Below are 18,576 nucleotides of genomic sequence, written 5' to 3'. Positions count from 1 at the left end.
GGCCATGAAGCTGGGCGCATGGATGGCGATGCTGGCGATGACGACGGGCTGTGCGACGGGCTCCCCCACGGGGGCCTGGGTGGCGTCGGATGCCGTGCGCTACCGCTCCGCCTCCCCGCCGGCCTTCCCGCGCGCCGCGCTGTCCGAGGAGGTGGCGGTCCGTGAGAGCGCCCCCGCGAAGTCCTCCGCCTCGAGCAAAGCCCCGGCGGTAGCGAAGGCCCCGACCAAGAAGGCCCCGGCGAAGGCGCGCGTCACGCCCGCGAAGCAGACGGCCAACCCGGCCCCCACGGCCAATCCCCGCGAGCGCGTGCTGGCCACGGCGCGCGCGCTGGTGGGTCAGTCCTCCGTGCAGGTGAACGGCAAGCGCTACCCGGCGGACTGCACGGCGCTCATCGACGCCACCTACTCCCAGGCGGGCGTGAAGTTCCGGGGCACCCTCAAGCCCGGGGACAACGGCGTCACCGCGATGTACCGCTACGCCCAGGCGAACGGCCGCGTGTACACGAGCGGGCGCCCCGTGCCGGGTGACCTGGTGTTCTTCCGCGAGACGTACGATCAGAACCGCGACGGCCGGCGCAACGACGGCCTCACCCACGTGGGCCTGGTGGACGGCGTGGACGCGGACGGCACGGTCACCGTCATCCACCGGGTGAAGCGCGGCGTGGTCCGCTACCAGATGAACCTGGCGCGCCCCCACATGGCCCGCGATCCGAAGACGGGCGAGGTGCTCAACGACATGCTGCGAAGCCCCGGCCCCGGTCAGCCGCACGTGCTCACCGGCCAGCTCTTCGCCGCGTTCGGAAGCGTGCTGCCCTCCGGCCCGGCGAAGCCCATGGCCGTGGCGGCCCGCTGAAAAAGGAAAGCCCGCCGATTCCATCCGTGCGCTTCCGGAACCAGCCGGAGCGCCGCGGGGAACCGGCGGGCCTGGACTGCCAATTCGGTTGAAGGTCAGGTCGACGTGGAGGTCGGCACGCGAGCCGTGCGGTCCCACGCGGCGCGCTGCGAGTTGCGCAGGAAGCGCCAGAAGCCCACGGCGATGGCCGCGTTCATCGTCACGAAGTAGTACGCGATGGACGTGGCCTTCTTCGCGGCGCCGCTCTTGAAGACACCGGAGCGGCCCAGATACGCCAGGGCGTAGAAGCCCAGCTGCGCGCCCAGCGTGAAGCGGTAGAACACGCTGTCGAGCAGGAACAGGTTGGCGACGAGCGCCAGCGCCATCAGCGCCGGAGCGCACCAGCGCAGGAGCTTGTGCGACCAGAAGGCAAACGCAGCGAAGCCCGCCGTGGGCAGCAGCAGCCCGGGCACGAGGCCCAGGCTCTGGAAGTTGCCCGCCGCGATGCGCGCGCGCCGGCCGAACTCCTTGCCGTAGTCCTCCGTCGTCTCCTCGTGAGCGACGGCGCCCTCCTCGTAGACGACCTTGAAGCCGCTCTCCAGGATGCGCAGCGGAATCACGAAGTCATCCACGATGGTGGACGGCGGCAGCTGGGTGAAGAGCGAGCGCCGGATGGCGTAGAGACCGCCGTTGGCCCCCACCACCGCGCCGCGCCGGCCCTCGTACATCTTGATGAGGGACTCGTAGCTCCAGTACGCGCTCTCCTCGTAGTCCTGCTTCGTGGGGTTGTAGAGGCGCAGCTTGCCGCAGACGGCGCCGACCTCCGGATCCTCGAAGTGGCGGACGATCTTCCGCACCGCGTCCGCGTCGATCATCGTGTTCGCGTCCGACAGCAGCACGATGTCGCCGTGCGCGGACGGGATGCAGCGGTTGAGCACCGTCGTCTTGCCGGCGCGAGCCGCGGGCGACAGGCGCACGCGCGGATCCGCGCACTTCTGCACGAGGCCGTCCGTGCCATCCGTGGAGCCGTCCGAACCGATGACGACCTCGAAGCGGTCCGCCGGGTAGTCCAGCGCCAGGCTGTTCCGCAGCTTGGACTCGATGCAGTCCGCCTCGTTGTAGGCGGCCACCACCAGACTCACCGAGGGCAACGGCCCGGCCTTGACGCCCACGCTGGCCGCCTCACCCGAGCGCATCCTGCGCAGGTTCTGGAAGACCTGGGCCGCGCCCTCCAGGGCGAACAGGCTCAAGGGATAGAGAAAATAAGTGTGCACGAGCGCAAGCGCCGCGCACCAGAAGAAGACCTCCGCCATCGACCCACCCTCCGAACCCCGAGTCCTCGACACCCAGGGACGAAGCAAGGTGCATGCCTGGGCGTCCAGAGGGACTTCAGGGCGAGGGAGCCACCGAGCCCCCGGGACGGACTGGAGTTTCTCCAGGGTGAGGCGGAGGTGATCCGGTCAACGTTTCAGGGCGAGGGCTCGGAGGCCGCGGTTTGAGCGAGCATGCGCCTGGCCAGGTCGTGCTTGGGGTTGAGCGCCACCACTTCGTCCAGCAGGTTCCGGGCCGTATCCGGGTCGCCCTGGCGGATGGCCAGCCGGGCGCCCAGGACGAAGGCGCGGAAGAGGTACCGGTCCTGCGCGCGCAGGGCTTCCAGCTCCCTGGCGACGGCCTCGATGGTGGCGGGTGTGCCGGAGCTGAGGGCGTATTCGGCGCGGGCGAGGATGCTCCAGGACGGCGGGAGCTCCACCTGACGCAGGCGTTCCGCGAGGCCCAGGGCGTTGGGGGCTCCGGTCACCGCGGCGTAGAGGGCCTGGGCCTTGAGGCGCGCGGCGACGGTGGCGGCGGGCTCCACGTCCGGAGCGGCCCGGAGGGTCTCCATCAGCGCGTCGAGCGCCTTGCGCCGCTCGGCGATGTCGGTGCGCAGCGGCTGCATGTCGCGCTCGGTCGCGCGCAGGTCGTCATGGAGCGCGTTGGCCTGGCCCATCCAGTTCGGCGACGACTTCGCGGTGGTGACCGCATCGATCTCCCGCTTGATCGCGGACGCCTGGAGGTTCAGGCGGTCGAACTCGGCGTGCAGGTCACCCAGTTGGAGGATGTAGGCCACGGCCAGCTCGGCCTGGACCTCGGCGTATTTGGGGTGCGCGGTGGCCAGGACCTTGAGGTTCTGGATGGCCTGTTCGCGCGCGGGAGCGTCATCGAGGCGCAGGGCCCGCACGGCCTCTTCCTTCTTCGTCACGGCCTCCACGGGCATGGCCGAGTTGCGGTCACGGAAGACGGGATACGCCAGGTACCCGGCCAGGACGATGCCCGCGAGCACCGTGAGCCCGAGGAGCACCCAGCTCATCCCGGAGGAACGCCGGCTGCCGTCCTCGATGACGATGGCGTCTGCGCGGGAAGACGCTCCGAGCAGCTCCGGGGGAAGGTTGCCGGAGGGCTTCCGGGAAGGAAGGGGCCGGTCCAGCCCGCCCCCGAGCACCGACGCGCCGGACGGTGAAACCGCGGGCTTCGAGGGCTCGGTGCGAGCGAAGGGCGCGTCGTCGCCGGGCAGGGAGACGGTCGCGGTCGGTGAAGAGGTCGCCCAGGGCGCGTCGCCGTGGCCTTCCGGAACGAGCTTGGAGCGTGAGCCGCCAGCCGCCGACCATGGTGGATCCGCGGGGTCGCCCGAAGGCGAGATGCTCTCGAAGGAACGGGGAGCGGTGGACACCGGAGGGGCCGACACCGAAACGGAATCCGAAGGGCCCGGCACCGCGCCAAACGCACGGGTGGATCCGATCGACTCGGCCACCGATGAACCCGAGGGGCCTGGCACCGCACCGAATGCACGGGTCGATCCGATAGCCTCGGCCACCGGTGAACCCGCGGGGCCCGGCACCGCACCGAACGCACGCGTTGCTCCACTGCCCGCCTCGGCAGCACCAGGAGCAGCAGGACCCGGTACCGCGCCGAACGCACGCGTCGCGCCCACGCCCTCGGGTCCACGCGTTGAAGAACCCGGCTCCGCGAGGCGGAATGAACCCGAGGACGACGCGGAGACAGCGCCGAACGCGCGCGTCGTTGCCTCGGGCGCCGCCCCCTGCCCCATCGGCGCCGCCGCAGGAGGAGGAGCCCCCGCTCCGGGCCCCACCGCCCCGAAGGCCCGCGTCGTGCCCATCGCCGCCGGAGGCAGTGTGCTGGACGCCGCGACCGGAGCGATGGACGGAGGCGGAGGAATCACGCCGGACGAAGTCAGCGCGCCCGAAGCCGGAGTCGGCTGCGGAACGAAGGATCCGGAGGCCGTGGTCGAACCCGCGAACAGGTTCGTGGACTTCAGGTTGGAAGCGCCTTCACCGCCGAAGATCTGCGTGGACGACTGCGCGCCCGTCCGGTCTCCCCCACCCGCCGGAGGAATCTTCGGCGCGGGAGCCATGACGCCGGTGGGCGAAGCCATGAACACGTGGCCACACCGCGTGCACTGCACCGACGCGCCGCTTGGCGGCAGGAGTCGGGCATCCAGCACGTACTGCATCGAGCATTGCGGGCAGGCGATCTGCACCGGCCGTGCTTACCACACGCCTCCATCGGCCGCCGCCGCGTCCAGCACGGTGGCTGCCCGGAGGGTCTCCAACTTGGCAGCGCCCACACCGGGCACCGCGTCCACGTCCTCCCAGTTCGAGAACCGGCCCTGCTCCTCGCGGGCGGACACCAGCCGTTTGGCCAGGTCACGCCCCACACCGGGCAACAGGGCCAACTCCGACTCGGAGGCGGCGTTGAGGTCCAGCTTGAGCCCCAGCGCGAGCGCCTGTGCCCCCTTGGGCACAGCCCCCGGGCCACACGTGGCCAGCCCCGCCGGGTCCAGCCGCACGGCCTCCGGCGGGCAGTCGAGCGAGGGCCGCGAATCCGGCCACCGCGCCCGAGCGGTGAAGCCCAGGGCGAGCAGCCCCAGGGACAGCGCCGCGAGCGCGGACGTGCGCCCGAACCGCTTCAGGCCTTCTGCCCCTGGAGCGCGTCCACTTCCGACACGGTGGGCGTGGCCGTCACGGGGGGCGGCGCGTCCAGCCCGAAGGCCGTGTGCAGCGCGCGCACCGCCAGCTCCGTGTACTTCGTGTGGATCACGCAGGAGGTCTTGATCTCCGACGTGGAGATGAGCTGGATGTTGATGCCCTCCTGAGAGAGCGTCTGGAACATCCGCGCCGCCACGCCCGAGTGGTTGCGCATGCCCACGCCGACGATGGACACCTTGGCGATGGTGTCATCCACCTCGACGCCAGTGGCGCCCACGTCCTGCGCGGCCTGCTTCACGACCTCGTGGGCCTTGGCGAAGTCCGACTTGGCGACGGTGAAGGTGACGTCGGTGCGCCCGTCGCGGGACAGGTTCTGTACGATGAGATCCACCACGATGTGCTTCGCGTCGAGCGCCCCGAAGAGCTTCGCCGCGGCGCCCGGCTGATCCGGCACGCCCACCACGGTGATCTTCGCCTCGTTCCGGTCGTACGCGACCCCTCGAACCAGCACGTCCTCCATGGATGCGTCCTCCTCACAGACGAGCGTGCCCGGATCCTCGGTGAAGGAAGACTTCACCCACAGGGGCACCTTGTACTTCATGGCGAATTCGACCGAGCGGATCTGCAACACCTTGGCGCCCAGGCTGGCCAGCTCCAGCATCTCCTCGTAGGTGATGCGGTCCAGCTTCTTCGCGGCTGGGCACACGTTGGGGTCGGTGGTGTAGACGCCGTCGACGTCCGTATAGATTTCACACGCGTCGGCCTTGAGCGCCGCGGCCAGCGCGACGCCCGTCGTGTCGGAGCCACCGCGGCCGAGCGTGGTGACGCTGCCCGTCTCGTCCACGCCCTGGAAGCCGGCGACGACGACGATCTTCCCCTGCTTCAGCGCGGCGCGGATGGGCTCTGCGTCGATGCTCTTGATGCGCGCCTTGGAGAAGGTGCTGTCGGTGACGATGCGCACCTGGTGGCCGAGGAAGCTCACGGCCTCCCCGCCCTGCGCATGGATGGCCATGGCGACGAGCCCGATGGACACCTGTTCGCCGGTGGCGACGACGACGTCCTGTTCGCGCTCGTCGGGCCGGTCGGTGATCTGCGCCACCAGTTTGAGCAGGCGGTTGGTCTCACCGGACATGGCGGAGACGACCACCACGACGTCATGGCCCGCTTTCTGGGCGGCGATGCAGCGGCGCGCGACGTTCTTCATGCGCTCGGTGTCACCCACCGAGGTACCGCCGTACTTCTGGACGATGAGGGCCACGGGGTTTGCGACCTCCCTGCACGGACGGGCGCAGGCTATATGGGCGCCGGGGCCTGGGTGTAAAGGGCCCTCAACCTGCCTGCCGCGAATCCGCTAGCGTTCGTGGCCCAACGACTTTCAAGCCGCATACCCGGAGTAGCCCGCTCATGTCCCGCCCCCGCCTCCTCATCGATGGTGACACCCTGAAGCTGGAGGAGATCCTCCAGGTCTCCCGCCACGAAGTCACGGTGGAGCTCGCCCCCGAAGCCGCGAAGCGGGTGCAGGCCTCCCGAGCGCTGGTGGACCGGGTGGCGGCCGGAGACACGCCGTCCTACGGCATCAACACGGGCTTCGGCACGCTGGCGGAGGTGCGAATCGACCGGAAGGACCTGCGAGACCTGCAGCGCAACCTCATCCTGTCGCACGCCTGTGGCGTGGGGAATCCGCTGCCCCTGCCGGAGGCCCGCGTGCTCCTGCTGCTGAGGTGCAACGTGTTGGCGAAGGGCTTCAGCGGCATCCGGATGGAGACGCTGGGGCTGGCCATCGACCTGTTGAACAAGGACGTGGTGCCGGTGGTCCCCGAGCGGGGAAGCGTGGGCGCGTCCGGAGACCTGGCCCCGCTGGCGCACCTGGCGCTGGTGCTGATTGGCGAGGGCGAGGCGTTCTTCGAGGGCGTGCGGATGCCGTCGAAGCAGGCGCTGGAGAAGGCGGGCCTGAAGCCGGTGGTGCTGGAGGCGAAGGAAGGCCTGACGCTGATCAACGGCACGCAGGCGATGTGCGCGGTGGGAACGCTGACGCAGCTGCGAGCGGAGCTGCTGGCGGACGTGGCGGACATCGCGGGAGCGATGACGGTGGAGGGCCTGCTGGGCAGCCACAAGCCGTTCCTGCCGGAGATCCACGCGGTGCGCCCGCACGCGGGACAGAAGGCGGTGGCGGACCACCTGCGCCGGATTCTGAAGGGCAGCGAGCTGGTGGAGACGCACGTCAACTGCAGCAAGGTGCAGGACCCGTACAGCCTGCGGTGCATTCCGCAGGTGCACGGCTCTGCGCGCGAGGGCTTGTCGTTCGCGCGGCGCATCCTGGAGGTGGAGGTGAACAGCGGGACGGACAATCCGCTGGTGTTCGCGGACACGGGAAACATCATCTCCGGAGGCAACTTCCACGGTCAGCCCATCTCGCTGGCAATGGACGTGGTGGCCATGTCGCTGACGCAGCTGTCGTCGATTAGCGAGCGCCGAGTGGAGCAGATGGTGAACCCGAGCCTGTCGGGTCTGCCCGCGTTCCTGGCGAAGAACAGCGGGTTGAACTCCGGGTTCATGATCGCGCAGGTGACGGCGGCGGCGCTGGTGGCCGAGTCGCGCATCCTGAGCCACCCGGCGTCCGTGGACTCGATTCCGTCCTCAGCGGGCCGTGAGGACCATGTGTCCATGGGCATGACGGCGGCGCTGAAGGGACGTCAGGTGTCGGAGTTCACGCGGTCGTGTCTGGCGATTGAGTTGTTGGTCGCGGCGCAGGCGCTGGACTTCCGTCAGCCGGTGAAGCCCGGCAAGGGCGTGCTGGCGGCGTATGAGCTGATCCGCGGCAAGGTTCCGCACATGGACCGTGACCGCGAGCTGCATCACGACATCACGGCGGTCACGGCGCTGGTGGAGTCCGGGGCGATTCGTGAGGCGGTGCGGTCGGCGACCGCATAGTCGCAGCATTGAGGCAGGGTTGGACTAATCTTTGTCCAACTCTGCTCGCAGTCCAATGGGGCTTCCGAGAAATCCGGTCACCCTGCCCTTCATTGGGCGGTTGGTTAGACAGGCAGGGGATGCCACCGAGTTCAATCATCATAATGGATTGGTGCGAATGACCTCCAATCCAATCGAGCTTGCTGTGATTGTCTACGCGCCGGCATCCCAGGACAAAGACGGTCGCGCACTCACCGCAGTTCGTAGCGGACTCCCGGTTCAACGGGGCCGTCTTGACCGGCAACGACGGGCGGGCGGGGTACGTGAAAGCGTCCGGGCTCGCAGCCGCTAACTCTAAGAAACAGTTCCACCGGGATAGCCACTTTCACCTGGGTTCTGTGATCAAGTGGCTCACCTCCGTCTTTGCCCTGAGCAAGTATCTCGGCATATCGGCGGCAGGGCATCAATAGCCGCACCAGCTATCTTCGGGACAAACTCCGACCTGAATCCTTGCGAACAAAACAAGGATGAAACTGACCGCTACCTCGCGGCGACCAGGAGTCCTTCACGCTCCAAGGTGGCGCGAACCTGCTCAAAAACAGCCGCAATATTACCGCACGGGAACCTGATCTGCCCAAGGCCGGCGATATTAGAAAACTCCTCACAACCTTCCTCCAGAAGAACGAGCGCCTTCTCAAATCCAAGTCGCCCCTGGAACAAACCAACTTCATGTATAACATTCGCTCTCGCAACCCGAGTTGCGTCAGCCCGCTCATCCTCAGCAGTCATCACCAAGAAGGCAACGCTCGACTGCTCAAGCATTTGTCTGAGCCGATCAACAGTATGAACACCCGCAGTTGGCACACTATTAAACTCAACCACCTCAAGACGCAGTCGATCCTTGATAAACTTCTCAAGCACAAGCCACTCCGATGACCGGCCGTGCCCCACAAAAATCTTCTTCCCCATTGAGACACCAATCCTTTCCACAGGGATCTCCACATCAGCATCTCGATCTTCGACTTCCGAGATAATGACCTTCAAATAGTCCGCCTGCTCAGAAACCAAACGGCGATAATGTTCAGAAAGCTCTTGCGCCGTATTAGGTAAAAACAAGTTGGAATTCATTAGCCGCTTCGATGCCCGACTCCTTCTCCGCGAAGCAGTCTCATACTGAAGGCTCTCCCGACCAAAAGCCTCACACAAAGCCGACTCGACGCGAAACCACCAGTTCTCTTCATCCGCCTCAACAACCGCATCTTGCCTGGAAATATCATATGCACCATCAACCAGACGAGTAAGTCGACGAACAATTGCCCCAGTCATCACCAAGTCGCACGCCCCTTGCCTCTATTCACACATTAGAGATACGACCGTTCATAGGTATCCAGTCGCTTTGTCAGTAACTCATCCGCATAATCAATTCGCTTCCTTTTTGCCCGAAGCTTTGATTGCGCACGCGCAATCAAAAATGCAGGCACAACCAGAATCAACTTACCCTCCCTCTCCTTGACATCCTTAATCCACTTCCTTTCAGCCAGCGTCAACCCCTCATTCGTGGCGCGAGTAATCAAGAGCGCAAGTCTTCCAGATTTCTCATAATTTGCCTTGGCCGCGTTACGAAGATCTTCCTCTGTAAATTCAGCCTCATTGCGTATGAGCGCCACTACCTGACGGACTCCATAATCCTGAAGCACTCGCTTCCAGAAGCCCCTCTCAGCCATGTTGGTTGCAAGCAGATCTCTACTTTGAGACACGTCGTTATTGGGTTTAAGCTCAACATGCGTAATGGACTCAGAAAACAGCATCTGCATCGCACTATGCACCCATCGCTCAAGATGGTGGGCGTCCCCAATTCCCAGCGGAATCCGGTGAAACTCTTCTGCGACCTGTCCCAACCTCTTTACACGTAGATCCTGCAATTCCGCCTCAACAACCGGCCCCACCTGCGTCTCACTCTCCTCATCATCCAACTGAATCAAAACATCCTCAGGAGCGAGTTCGGAAACAATCTCAAGCGCCTTCCAATAGCAAGGATGGACTATCGTATTCTTCCTGGAATCCAGTGAGCTTATGTTTGAATTGTTTCCATCATGGCAAAACGAAAATCGCTCGCCACCGGCCTCGGCAGCCCCGAGAAAACCCACGCTATAGAGCGCAGAAAAAATTTCTCGCCCCGAACCAAGCAACGCAAAGTCCCTAACCCCGACGCCAAGCCTGTCATTTCGCGCAACTGCCGCGTCCAGCACCTTCAGAACATTTTCATAAGTATCAACAGCAGGACGCCCATGAAATATACTCGCAAACAGGCCAAGCCCGGGAAGCACCTCATCATACTCCTTAAGAAGATCCTCAAACCGCGACTTTGAAATACTTGCTGCCGTTGCCTCAAGGTCGCTCTCAACAATTTCACTACGCCCCGCCAATGACGCGACCGCATAGGCCTTATTCAAAAGAACGATAATATCTCTCGGGCGATACAGCGTATACTTAAGGCAACGCAGGAAACCCTCGCGATTCCTTAGCTCTCTGTACGCAAAGCGATTCCACACTTTAACATCGCTCTCCCCAGAGAGATTGAGTGTTACCCGAAGGCGCGCAGCGACAAGAGCCAACAGCGACTCCTCATCCCAATGCAACCGCATTGCACTGCCCTCAATGTTCCGCGTGAAATCATCATCGAACTGAGCAAGCGCTCGAAACATATTATCGCGAATAAAAAGAATGCAATGCACCCCAGAATTCGCATCAGCAAGATCCGCAACAATCTTTGCCAGCCCACCAAGTATTGCTGTTGCGATCGGGGTCGGTATCCACCCTTCATCAAGGCCGTCATACAAAACAACTATTCGCTTCCCCATCTGCGACAGGGCTGAAGAGACTATTTCCTGCAATTTCCCCAGCTCATAGTAATTAGCAATCTCAACGGGGAGTTCTGCGGGCGACACACACCTGCGAATGGATTGCTGGAGAACATACAAACTCCGAGCTGTTCCGCGGCGATCAAACACATCTTTATGTCTTATGATATATCCCTCGATAAAATCGATAGCGCCGAGCCGCTTACTCTTGTAGTTATCACGAAGCCCCCGAAGCGCCGATGTGAGCAACTGGGCCTTCCAGATTAGCCGAGTAATGATTCGTGCCGTGCGATAATCGGGGGCGATTTTCTTGAGAACATCTTGAAATACCGCCACATGCTCTTCATCCGGTCTTTCCTCGACAAGATGGAGCGCGGTCTTCTTGAGTTCTCCTGAAACCTTATAGAAAAGCGCACTCTTCCCTGAGCCCCTGCGCCCAACAACAAAATTATAATCGTTTCTATGGATGAGAGCTTCGTAACTGGCTGTCTCAACAAAAGCAGAAGACAGCATCGTCTTGTCTTTCTCTCCGCGAACCTCCCCGAGCACATTGCCCATGCCAATCTTTTGTTTTGACGATAGCGATACGTTGTCAGATGAGCTCATGGGCGTTTCTACTGGTGGGGAGTTCTCTAGGCCTACTCTGCGTCGCGTACTTCAATCGTTTTCGGCCCCCCAGGCAACATAGGGGCCTAGACTCGCCGTGGTGTCCATTTCAACCCATGCCAAGCGCACCAGGGCTAGGCTCTGCAAAGGTGGTTCAGGCTTGGCGCCGCAGCTTCGACCAACAGCGCCTAACAAAAGGCCGGCCCGAATGGTCAGCAGCAAGTACCACCTCCAGACTGAAGAGCATGGTGTTGGGGCTGCGCGGAATGATAGCCTTCACTCGCGCCACCATCGACCCTTTATCCGTCCGGGCGTCAGAAGGGCGCCCTCCCAGGCCCAAGGCCACAGGAAGAACTGAAGGAGCCGGCCCAGGCGGCGCATCACCGCTCGAATCGCGCTGCCAGGAGTCGAATCCAAGAATCGGATTGGATGTTCCTGTTTGTCGTAGAGTACATGCTGGACTGGAAGGAGCCACTGCTCCGCCTTCACGTCCGCGACAAGCGCAGGGTTAACGTCCACCTCGTGTTCCTCGCCCTCGGCTGCTCCGTCGCATCTATCCTGGCATTTATTAGGTGCTACGATAGGTGCGGAGGGCACGCCCCAACGTGTGCAGGACTCAGGATAGGTCCCTTGAGACTCCTGATGGTCTGAGACGGAAAGCCGGTCTCCAGCAATCGGCGTCGTCTCCCGACGTACACGGAAGTCGACTGACGGTAGGCCGACCACACACACACCGAGGCAATTCATGTCCGTGAGCCACTTCAAGCTGACCTGCCTGGGGCTGCTTGCCGGCCTCTGCGTGTCGCTGCCTGCACGTGCGGCAGACAGGGTCCAGGAACAAGTTCGGCAGTTCGCCGCAGACACGCGTTTCAACGGCGTCGTCCTCGTGGGCAAGGGGACACGGGTGGATTACGTCGAGGCGTTTGGCCTCGCGGATGCCGAAACCCTTCGCCCCATCAAGCGGAACAGCCGCTTCTTCACGGGCTCCGTGGGCAAGTGGCTCGCGTCCATCATGGTCTTGCGGCTGGTGGATGATGGGAAGCTGAAGCTCGACGAGCCCATCCTCACCTACATCCCGGAGTACCGGGAGGACACCGGCAAACAGTTCACACTTCGCCACCTGCTCAGCAATGGCAGCGGCCTGCCCGATAGCCTCATGGCGGCCTACGAGAAGGACCCCAGCATCCAGAGCGATCGGTCGGCCGTGCCCGATGCCGTCGCGAGGTTCGCGAGCGGGGACCTCGCGTTCACCCCAGGTACCCGGTTCGACTACAACCTCACGAACTGGCTCCTCGTGCAGGCTATTCTCGAGCGGGTCTCCAAGGAGTCCTTCGAGCAGCTCGCCAGGCGGCTCGTCTTCAAACCGCTGCGCATGACGGACAGCGGTATCTCGGCGGGTGAATCCCAGGACATCCGGGAGCTCGCCCTGGGCTACCGCGCCCTGAAGCCGAAGGCGGAACGCAAGGCCTTCCTGATTCCGGCCTACATCGTCGCCGCGGGCGGCTTCTACAGCACCGCCGACGACATGCTGCGCCTCACCCACGGAGTCCTCTCCGGAAAGCTCCTGTCCACCGAGTCACGCAAGGCGCTCCTGACCATCGACCATCCCGAGTCCGCGTATGCCCTGGGTGGCCGGGTGCGGACCTTCGCTTCGAAGAAGAGGCCCGCCCCCTACACCGTCGCGACCAACGATGGGACGGGCGGCGCGTACCGCACCGTCGCCTGGCGCGTCCTGGAGGACGGCCGCACCGTCATCCTCATGAGCAACCTGCGCCCGGATGACGCGAAGCTCTTCGACCTCACGGAGTCGCTCCTGGAGCTCAAGCAGGCCCCGGAGGAGACTGCCCCGTGAACTTCCGATGCTTCGGCCTGTTGCTTCTCCTGGGTTGGGCCCAGGTCGCCTGGAGCGCCCCGGACAAGGTAGATGCATTCCTCCACGCGGAGATGGCTCGCAATCACATCCCTGGCGCCGCGGTCGCGGTGGTCCGTGACGGCAAGGTCATCAAGCTCGCGGCCTACGGCACGGCGAACCTGGAATGGAAAGCCCCCGCGAGCACTCGCACGGCGTTCCAGATTGCCTCCGGCACCAAGATGTTCACGGCCGTGTTGCTGATGGACTTCGTGGGCCAGGGAAAGCTCCGGCTCGCTGACCGTGTCTGTCAGTACATCGCCGAGTGTCCTCCGGCCTGGAAGGACATCACCCTGCTCCACCTCGCCAGCCACACGTCGGGCTTGAAGCCTGGCCCCGTGGACGCGGACAACGCCAGCGTCACGGTCGCGATCGATGTGGCAAAGCGGGCCCCGCTTGCGTCAACACCGGGTGAGAAGAACGCCTACGGTTCGGACGATTTCGTCCTCCTCACCCATGTCCTGGAGAAGGTCGGCGGTGCTCCCTACGAGCAGCTCCTGCGCGACCGCATCTTCACGCCCCTGGGCATGACGAACAGCGGCTTCGACCACGCCACCCTCACCGAAGCGCACGTCGTCCTGACCAGCGACGTCGTCGCGGAACGCGCGGCGACCTATCAATGGCAGACAGACCACCAGCAGCAGTACTGGTTCATGTATCCGTATTACACGCTCTCCGCCGGCGGCCTGTTCTCCACCGTGACGGACATGTCCCGGTTCACTGCCGCGCTGATGGGCGACAAGCTCTTGAACGCGGACCTGCGCACCGCCATGTGGACGCAGCCCAAGCTGAACGACGGCAAGCCCAGCGGCTTCGCGGTGGGCTGGACCGTGGGTCAGTACCGGGGACGTCGCGAGGTGGCCCACAGCGGCGGACCTGCCCTCTCAGACACGGTCTACTACCCGGACGACAAGCTGGCCGTGGTGGTGCTGACGAATCAGCGGAAGCTGGTCCCTACCCTCGCCCACGGCGTGGCGAACTTCTACCTGTCGCCCCCGCCCTTCCTGAACGAGCCTGGCATCTCCGACGCCACGCCCGAGCGCACGCAGGCCTTGAAGCAACTCCTGCCCGCACTGATCCAGGGCAAGGCGGACGCCCGCCACTTCAGCGGGACCGCGAAGGACGAGCTCGCGGACATGAACGAGTGGTTCAGCATGAAGCTTGGCGGAATGCCTCCGCTGAGCCGGTGGGTCCTCCTGGAGGACTCCTCGGACCACCTGTCACGGACCTACCGTGCCGTGTTCGGCAAGGACGTGACGCAGCGCTGGAAGGTTCGCTTCGATCCGGCAGGGCTGATTTCGAAACTCGACGTGGCGGACGAGTAGACACCGCGAAGGCGGTCGTTTCGCTTATCGCTTCGAAGCCTCGTCCGCGGTCACCCAGACGTGGTGCTCGACCTTGACCCTGGACGCCGCGTCTCCGCGAAGTTCTGCCCGGGCTTGAAGGAGAGGTACTTCTCCAGGGCCGCCCGGTGCTTCGCTGCGATGGGGATGAGCGGGTCGTTTCGAGGAGGGATCACTTTGGGTGAAGCCCCCAGCAGCCCCCGTCACGCCACGGCAACACGACCGCCCGTGAACCTTCGGCGGGTCGTCCGCATCCATGAGGCCGGTCGTGGATCCGCGGGACGAGTGACGTCCTCGTCAGCTCCAGCTCGGACTTGTGACATGAAATGCTACTCTGTCACGGATTCCCAACGATTGTTGACTTGCTGGCATTGAGGGACTATCGCTAGCACTCACCGTGCTACCACAACCCCTCATCGAGCGAATCGCGGCGCTGCAGCTCGTCCTGAAGGAAACACCCACTGTGCGGCTGTCGTGGGAGGGACTGGATCTCCACGCAAAGCTGGAGGGCCAGAATCCCGTGGGCAGTCTCAAGGATCGGCCGGCGCTGTGGGTCCTCAAGCGCGCCGCCGAACGAGGGGAGCTGCACGAGGGCTCCACCATCGTGGAGTCGTCCTCCGGCAACTTCGCTTCGGCCCTGGCCACGTACGCGAAGCTGCTGGGGCTGAAGTTCATCCCGGTCATCGATCCGAACATCACGCCCGGTTACGAGTCCTTCCTGGAGCGCACGTGCGAGCAGGTGGTGAAGGTCACCGAGCGCGATGACATGGGCGGCTACCTGAAGACCCGCCTGAACAAGGTGCGGGAGCTCTGCGGCACCATCCAGGGCGCCTTCTGGCCCAACCAGTACGGCAACCCTGACGTCGTCGAGGCGCACTACTGGCTCACGGGTGAGGAGATCCGCCGGACGTTCCAGCGGCTCGACTACGTCTTCGTCGGAGTGAGCACGGGCGGCACCATCGCGGGCGTGTCCCGCCGGCTCAAGGAGGTGTTCCCCTCCATCCGCGTGGTCGCCGTGGACGCGCAGGGCTCCGTCATCTTTGGCGGGGCGGCTGGCAAGCGGTTCATCCCCGGCATCGGCGCCAGCGTGCGGCCTGAGCTGGTCAACCACGCGCTCATCGATGACGTGGTGTTGGTGCCGGAATACGAAACGGTGCAGTGCTGCCGGGAGCTGCTCCTGCAACACAACCTGCTGGTGGGCGGGTCCTCGGGGTCGTGCTTCGCGGCCGTCAAACGCTACCTGCCCCGCTTCCGCGAGCTGCCTGCGCCTCCCACCGTCCTCTTCATGTGCGCCGACCGCGGGACGGCCTACCTGGACACCATCTTCTCCCCCTCCTGGACCGCGCGCTTCTCCTGAGCCGCCGCGCCCCTGCTCGAGTCCACGAGCCCTCGAACACCCCATGACCTTCCCCTTCAACGTCATCACCGGAAAGACGATCCACTCCATCATCCAGGGCGCGACCCAGGAGTGCGTGGACCGCGTGCGGGACGCCTACCTCGCCCACGAGGAGAAGCAGAGCGTCAACCCGGACAGCTACTTCCTGCGCTTCCCGGAGAGGCCTCGCGACCGGATCATCGCGCTGCCGGCCTACCTGGGCGGCACCACCAACGTGTCCGGCATCAAGTGGATCGCCAGCTACCCGGACAATGTCGCGAAGGGCTTCCCTCGCGCCTCCGCGGTGCTCCTGCTCAACGACTACGAGACGGGCTACCCCTTCGCGTGCCTGGAGAGTTCCATCATCTCCGCGGCGCGGACCGCGGGCTCCGCAGTGCTGGCGGCGGAGTGGCTCAACGGCCGGCGGCGCCAGGTGCGCAGGCTGGGCATCGTGGGCAATGGCCTGATCGCCCGCTACATCTACACGTTCCTCATGGAGCTGGGCTGGGAGGTGGATGAAGTCCTCCTGCACGACCTGGTCCCCTCGGAGGCCGAGCGCTTCGCCCGGGAGTCGTGCCGCCCGACGCGCCATGGCGTCATCCGCTGCGAGAAGGAGCTGGAGACCGTGGTGCACTCCAGCGACCTGCTCGTCCTGGCGACGGTCGCAGGGGCGCCCTACATCCGTGACCCGGCCCTGCTGGCGCACAACCCCATCGTCCTCAACATCTCCCTGCGGGACCTGGCCCCCGAGCTGCTCCTGGCGTCGCACAACATCGTCGACGACGTCGAGCACGTCATGAAGGCCAACACGTCGCCCCACCTCGCGGAGCAGCTGAGCGGCGGACGGGGGTTCGTGACGGGCACGCTCGCCCAGCTCATCCTGGGCCGCTGCCAGGTGGACCGCTCCCGGCCCATCATCTTCTCGCCCTTCGGACTCGGCGTGCTGGACCTGGCGGTCGGCAAGTGGGTCTACGACGTCGCCGTCGCGCGTGACGAACACGTCGCCGTGAACGACTTCTTCTGGGAGCTCACCCGCTGACGTCCCATCGCGTGCGGGGGGGAAGGCTCCTTCCGCCGCATCTGGGGCAGTGACACGCCGCAGAGGCCCTCCATGTTCTCCCTGCTGTCGCTCCTGCTGCGTCGCTCCCGGACCTCGATGATCGTCATCGCGGTCACGGGCATCTTCTCCGGCTTTTGCAATAGCGCCCTGCTCGCGCTGATCAGCCATGCGCTGGGCACGGACCAGTCCAGCCTGAAAACAATGCTCGTGGGCTTCATCGCCCTGAGCGTGGGCGTGCTGGTGGGAAACACCGTGCCGGAGCTGCTGCTGGCGAAGGTGTCGCGCTCCATCACCGCGGAGCTGCGGCTCAAGCTGGGCCGCAGCATCCTCGTGGCGCCCTACCGGCGCCTGGAGATCATTGGCAAGGGGCCCGTGCTCGCGGCGCTCTCCCAGGATGTGCAGGCCATCGTCAACATCGCCTCGAAGATCCCCGGGCTCATCGTCTGCACCACCATCGTGCTCGGCTGCCTGGGATACATGGCGTGGCTGTCGCCCCGCGGGATGACGCTGGTCCTGCCCGCCATGACGCTGCTGGTGGTCTTCTATTACTTCGCGACCCGCAAGATGGTCCCCCTGTGGCGCGAGGAGCGCGACACCCAGGACGACCTGTTCCGCGAGCAGCAGCAGGTGCTGGACGGAATCAAGGAGCTCAAGCTCCACGGGTCGCGCCGCCGTGCGTTCATGGAGGAGGACTACGCGCCCGCCGTGGAGCGCACCCGGATCAAGGGCATGCAGGCGGCCATCAGCGTCGCGCTGCTGGGCAGCTTCGTGCACTTCTTCACCTGGCTGGTGCTGGGCGTGATGCTCTTCGGCGTCTTCGCCCTCAGCGCGCACGACACCGACGCCACGCGCGGCTACGTGCTGTCGCTGATGTACATGTGGGGGCCGTTCCGCGGGCTGCTGGAGGACGTGGGCCGCTGGCCCCAGGTGAGCATCGCGCTCGACAAGCTCCAGCAGCTGGAGCTTTCACTCACCGAGTCGCTCACCGAGGAGCCCTCCTCCACCCCGCTGGCCCTGCCCGCCGACGGGAGGCAGGAGGTGGTCGTCGAGTCGGCGACGTACGCGTTCAGCGACGCGGGCGAGGAAGCCGCCTTCCGCGTGGGCCCCATCGACCTGGCGCTGCGCTCCGGGGAGCTGGTGTTCGTGGTGGGTGGCAACGGCAGCGGCAAGACGACAATGGCCAAGCTGCTCACCGGGCTCTACACGCCCCGGTCCGGCCAGCTGCTCTGGAACGGTGTGCCGGTGACGGACCAGAACCGGGAGGCGTACCGCAACACGTTCTCCGCCATCTTCACCGACTTCCATCTCTTCGAGAACCTGCGCGGAGTGGACCCCGCCCAGCTCCAGGGCCGAGTGCAGGAATACCTGCGGCTGTTCGAACTGGACACGAAGCTCCAGGTCGTCAACGGGCGCTTCTCCACGACGAGCCTGTCCACCGGACAGCGCAAGCGCCTGGCGATGGTCGTCGCGCTCCTGGAGGACAAGCCGTTCTACCTGTTCGATGAATGGGCGGCGGATCAGGACCCCGAGTTCCGCGAGGTCTTCTACCGCCGGCTGCTTCCGGAGCTGGCCGCGCGGGGCAAGGGCGTGCTCGTCATCACGCACGACGACCGCTACTTCCACCTCGCGCATCGGGTCATCAAGCTGGAGCTGGGCAAGACCGTCGCGGCGGCGCCCGCTTCGGCGGCGTGAGGCTT

General features: G+C 64.9%; 13 protein-coding genes and 1 pseudogene. 7 read left to right on the top strand and 7 right to left on the bottom strand.

Annotated features, from left to right (window positions below):
• Window positions 1-4: 4 nt before the first annotated feature.
• Window positions 5-853 carry a CHAP domain-containing protein gene (locus D7Y04_RS14230; protein WP_121759678.1) on the top strand — a complete coding sequence of 283 codons (849 nt, stop codon included), beginning with the start codon at window positions 5-7 and terminating at the stop codon, window positions 851-853.
• A gap of 95 nt (window positions 854-948) precedes the next feature.
• Here D7Y04_RS14230 and D7Y04_RS14225 read toward each other — a convergent pair whose 3' ends face one another.
• From D7Y04_RS14225 to D7Y04_RS14210, 5 genes and pseudogenes are all read right to left on the bottom strand, one after another.
• Window positions 949-2,145 (bottom strand): glycosyltransferase family 2 protein, encoded by a 1,197-nt coding sequence (locus tag D7Y04_RS14225; protein ID WP_120600211.1) that lies wholly within the window; start codon window positions 2,143-2,145, stop codon window positions 949-951.
• A 155-nt stretch (window positions 2,146-2,300) separates the two neighbouring features.
• Window positions 2,301-4,262: a lipopolysaccharide assembly protein LapB gene (locus D7Y04_RS14220; RefSeq protein ID WP_233601411.1), complete on the bottom strand. Its 1,962-nt coding sequence runs from the start codon at window positions 4,260-4,262 to the stop codon at window positions 2,301-2,303.
• Window positions 4,263-4,268: 6 nt separating this feature from the next.
• Window positions 4,269-4,367 (bottom strand): annotated as a pseudogene (locus D7Y04_RS46755) (zinc-ribbon domain-containing protein); the annotation flags it as partial.
• Window positions 4,368-4,376: 9 nt separating this feature from the next.
• On the bottom strand, window positions 4,377-4,676 hold the full coding sequence (locus tag D7Y04_RS14215; protein WP_233601410.1) for a helix-hairpin-helix domain-containing protein: 300 nt from the start codon (window positions 4,674-4,676) through the stop codon (window positions 4,377-4,379).
• A gap of 119 nt (window positions 4,677-4,795) precedes the next feature.
• Window positions 4,796-6,073 carry an aspartate kinase gene (locus D7Y04_RS14210; RefSeq protein ID WP_121759675.1) on the bottom strand — a complete coding sequence of 426 codons (1,278 nt, stop codon included), beginning with the start codon at window positions 6,071-6,073 and terminating at the stop codon, window positions 4,796-4,798.
• 146 nt (window positions 6,074-6,219) lie between these two features.
• Between D7Y04_RS14210 and hutH the strand changes: the two genes are divergently transcribed.
• Complete coding sequence (hutH, locus tag D7Y04_RS14205) at window positions 6,220-7,746, top strand: histidine ammonia-lyase (RefSeq protein ID WP_121759674.1); 1,527 nt, start codon at window positions 6,220-6,222, stop codon at window positions 7,744-7,746.
• 519 nt (window positions 7,747-8,265) lie between these two features.
• Here the strand turns inward: hutH and D7Y04_RS14195 are convergent.
• Together D7Y04_RS14195 and D7Y04_RS44025 are read right to left on the bottom strand one after the other, a co-directional pair.
• A complete protein-coding gene (locus D7Y04_RS14195; RefSeq protein WP_121759672.1) occupies window positions 8,266-9,051 on the bottom strand; it encodes a TIR domain-containing protein in 786 nt (261 codons plus the stop codon).
• Between the two features lie 35 nt (window positions 9,052-9,086).
• Complete coding sequence (locus tag D7Y04_RS44025) at window positions 9,087-11,192, bottom strand: P-loop ATPase, Sll1717 family (protein ID WP_147477109.1); 2,106 nt, start codon at window positions 11,190-11,192, stop codon at window positions 9,087-9,089.
• Window positions 11,193-11,937: 745 nt separating this feature from the next.
• On the opposite strand from D7Y04_RS44025, the gene D7Y04_RS14185 reads away from it, so the two are divergent.
• The 5 genes from D7Y04_RS14185 (at window position 11,938) to D7Y04_RS14165 (ending at window position 18,571) form a co-directional block, all read left to right on the top strand.
• Complete coding sequence (locus tag D7Y04_RS14185) at window positions 11,938-13,044, top strand: serine hydrolase (protein ID WP_121759670.1); 1,107 nt, start codon at window positions 11,938-11,940, stop codon at window positions 13,042-13,044.
• Window positions 13,041-14,426: a serine hydrolase gene (locus D7Y04_RS14180; protein ID WP_121759669.1), complete on the top strand. Its 1,386-nt coding sequence runs from the start codon at window positions 13,041-13,043 to the stop codon at window positions 14,424-14,426. Before D7Y04_RS14185 ends, D7Y04_RS14180 begins: the two co-directional genes overlap by 4 nt.
• A 415-nt stretch (window positions 14,427-14,841) precedes the next feature.
• Complete coding sequence (gene sbnA, locus D7Y04_RS14175; protein WP_199749663.1) at window positions 14,842-15,801, top strand: 2,3-diaminopropionate biosynthesis protein SbnA; 960 nt, start codon at window positions 14,842-14,844, stop codon at window positions 15,799-15,801.
• A gap of 43 nt (window positions 15,802-15,844) precedes the next feature.
• Window positions 15,845-16,858, top strand: a complete 1,014-nt coding sequence (gene sbnB / locus D7Y04_RS14170) for a 2,3-diaminopropionate biosynthesis protein SbnB (protein ID WP_121759667.1) — start codon at window positions 15,845-15,847, stop codon at window positions 16,856-16,858.
• 72 nt (window positions 16,859-16,930) lie between these two features.
• The gene (locus D7Y04_RS14165) at window positions 16,931-18,571 is read left to right on the top strand and encodes a cyclic peptide export ABC transporter (protein ID WP_121759666.1); all 1,641 of its coding nucleotides are present in this window, start codon (window positions 16,931-16,933) and stop codon (window positions 18,569-18,571) included.
• Window positions 18,572-18,576 lie beyond the last annotated feature (5 nt).

Source organism: Corallococcus sp. AB038B, from assembly GCF_003668955.1.
Taxonomy (GTDB): Bacteria; Myxococcota; Myxococcia; order Myxococcales; family Myxococcaceae; genus Corallococcus; species Corallococcus exiguus.
Note: the sequence above shows the minus strand (reverse complement) of the source record. Positions and strands in the feature narration are given on the sequence as shown.

Excerpts from the sequence above, each read along its gene's own strand:
- D7Y04_RS14165 (WP_121759666.1), top strand. The coding sequence starts at position 16,931 with ATGTTCTCCCTGCTGTCGCTCCTGCTGCGTCGCTCCCGGACCTCGATG.
- D7Y04_RS14225 (WP_120600211.1), bottom strand. The coding sequence starts at position 2,145 with ATGGCGGAGGTCTTCTTCTGGTGCGCGGCGCTTGCGCTCGTGCACACT.
- D7Y04_RS14230 (WP_121759678.1), top strand. The coding sequence starts at position 5 with ATGAAGCTGGGCGCATGGATGGCGATGCTGGCGATGACGACGGGCTGT.
- D7Y04_RS14195 (WP_121759672.1), bottom strand. The coding sequence starts at position 9,051 with ATGACTGGGGCAATTGTTCGTCGACTTACTCGTCTGGTTGATGGTGCA.
- D7Y04_RS44025 (WP_147477109.1), bottom strand. The coding sequence starts at position 11,192 with ATGAGCTCATCTGACAACGTATCGCTATCGTCAAAACAAAAGATTGGC.
- hutH (WP_121759674.1), top strand. The coding sequence starts at position 6,220 with ATGTCCCGCCCCCGCCTCCTCATCGATGGTGACACCCTGAAGCTGGAG.
- D7Y04_RS14185 (WP_121759670.1), top strand. The coding sequence starts at position 11,938 with ATGTCCGTGAGCCACTTCAAGCTGACCTGCCTGGGGCTGCTTGCCGGC.
- D7Y04_RS14220 (WP_233601411.1), bottom strand. The coding sequence starts at position 4,262 with ATGGCTTCGCCCACCGGCGTCATGGCTCCCGCGCCGAAGATTCCTCCG.
- sbnB (WP_121759667.1), top strand. The coding sequence starts at position 15,845 with ATGACCTTCCCCTTCAACGTCATCACCGGAAAGACGATCCACTCCATC.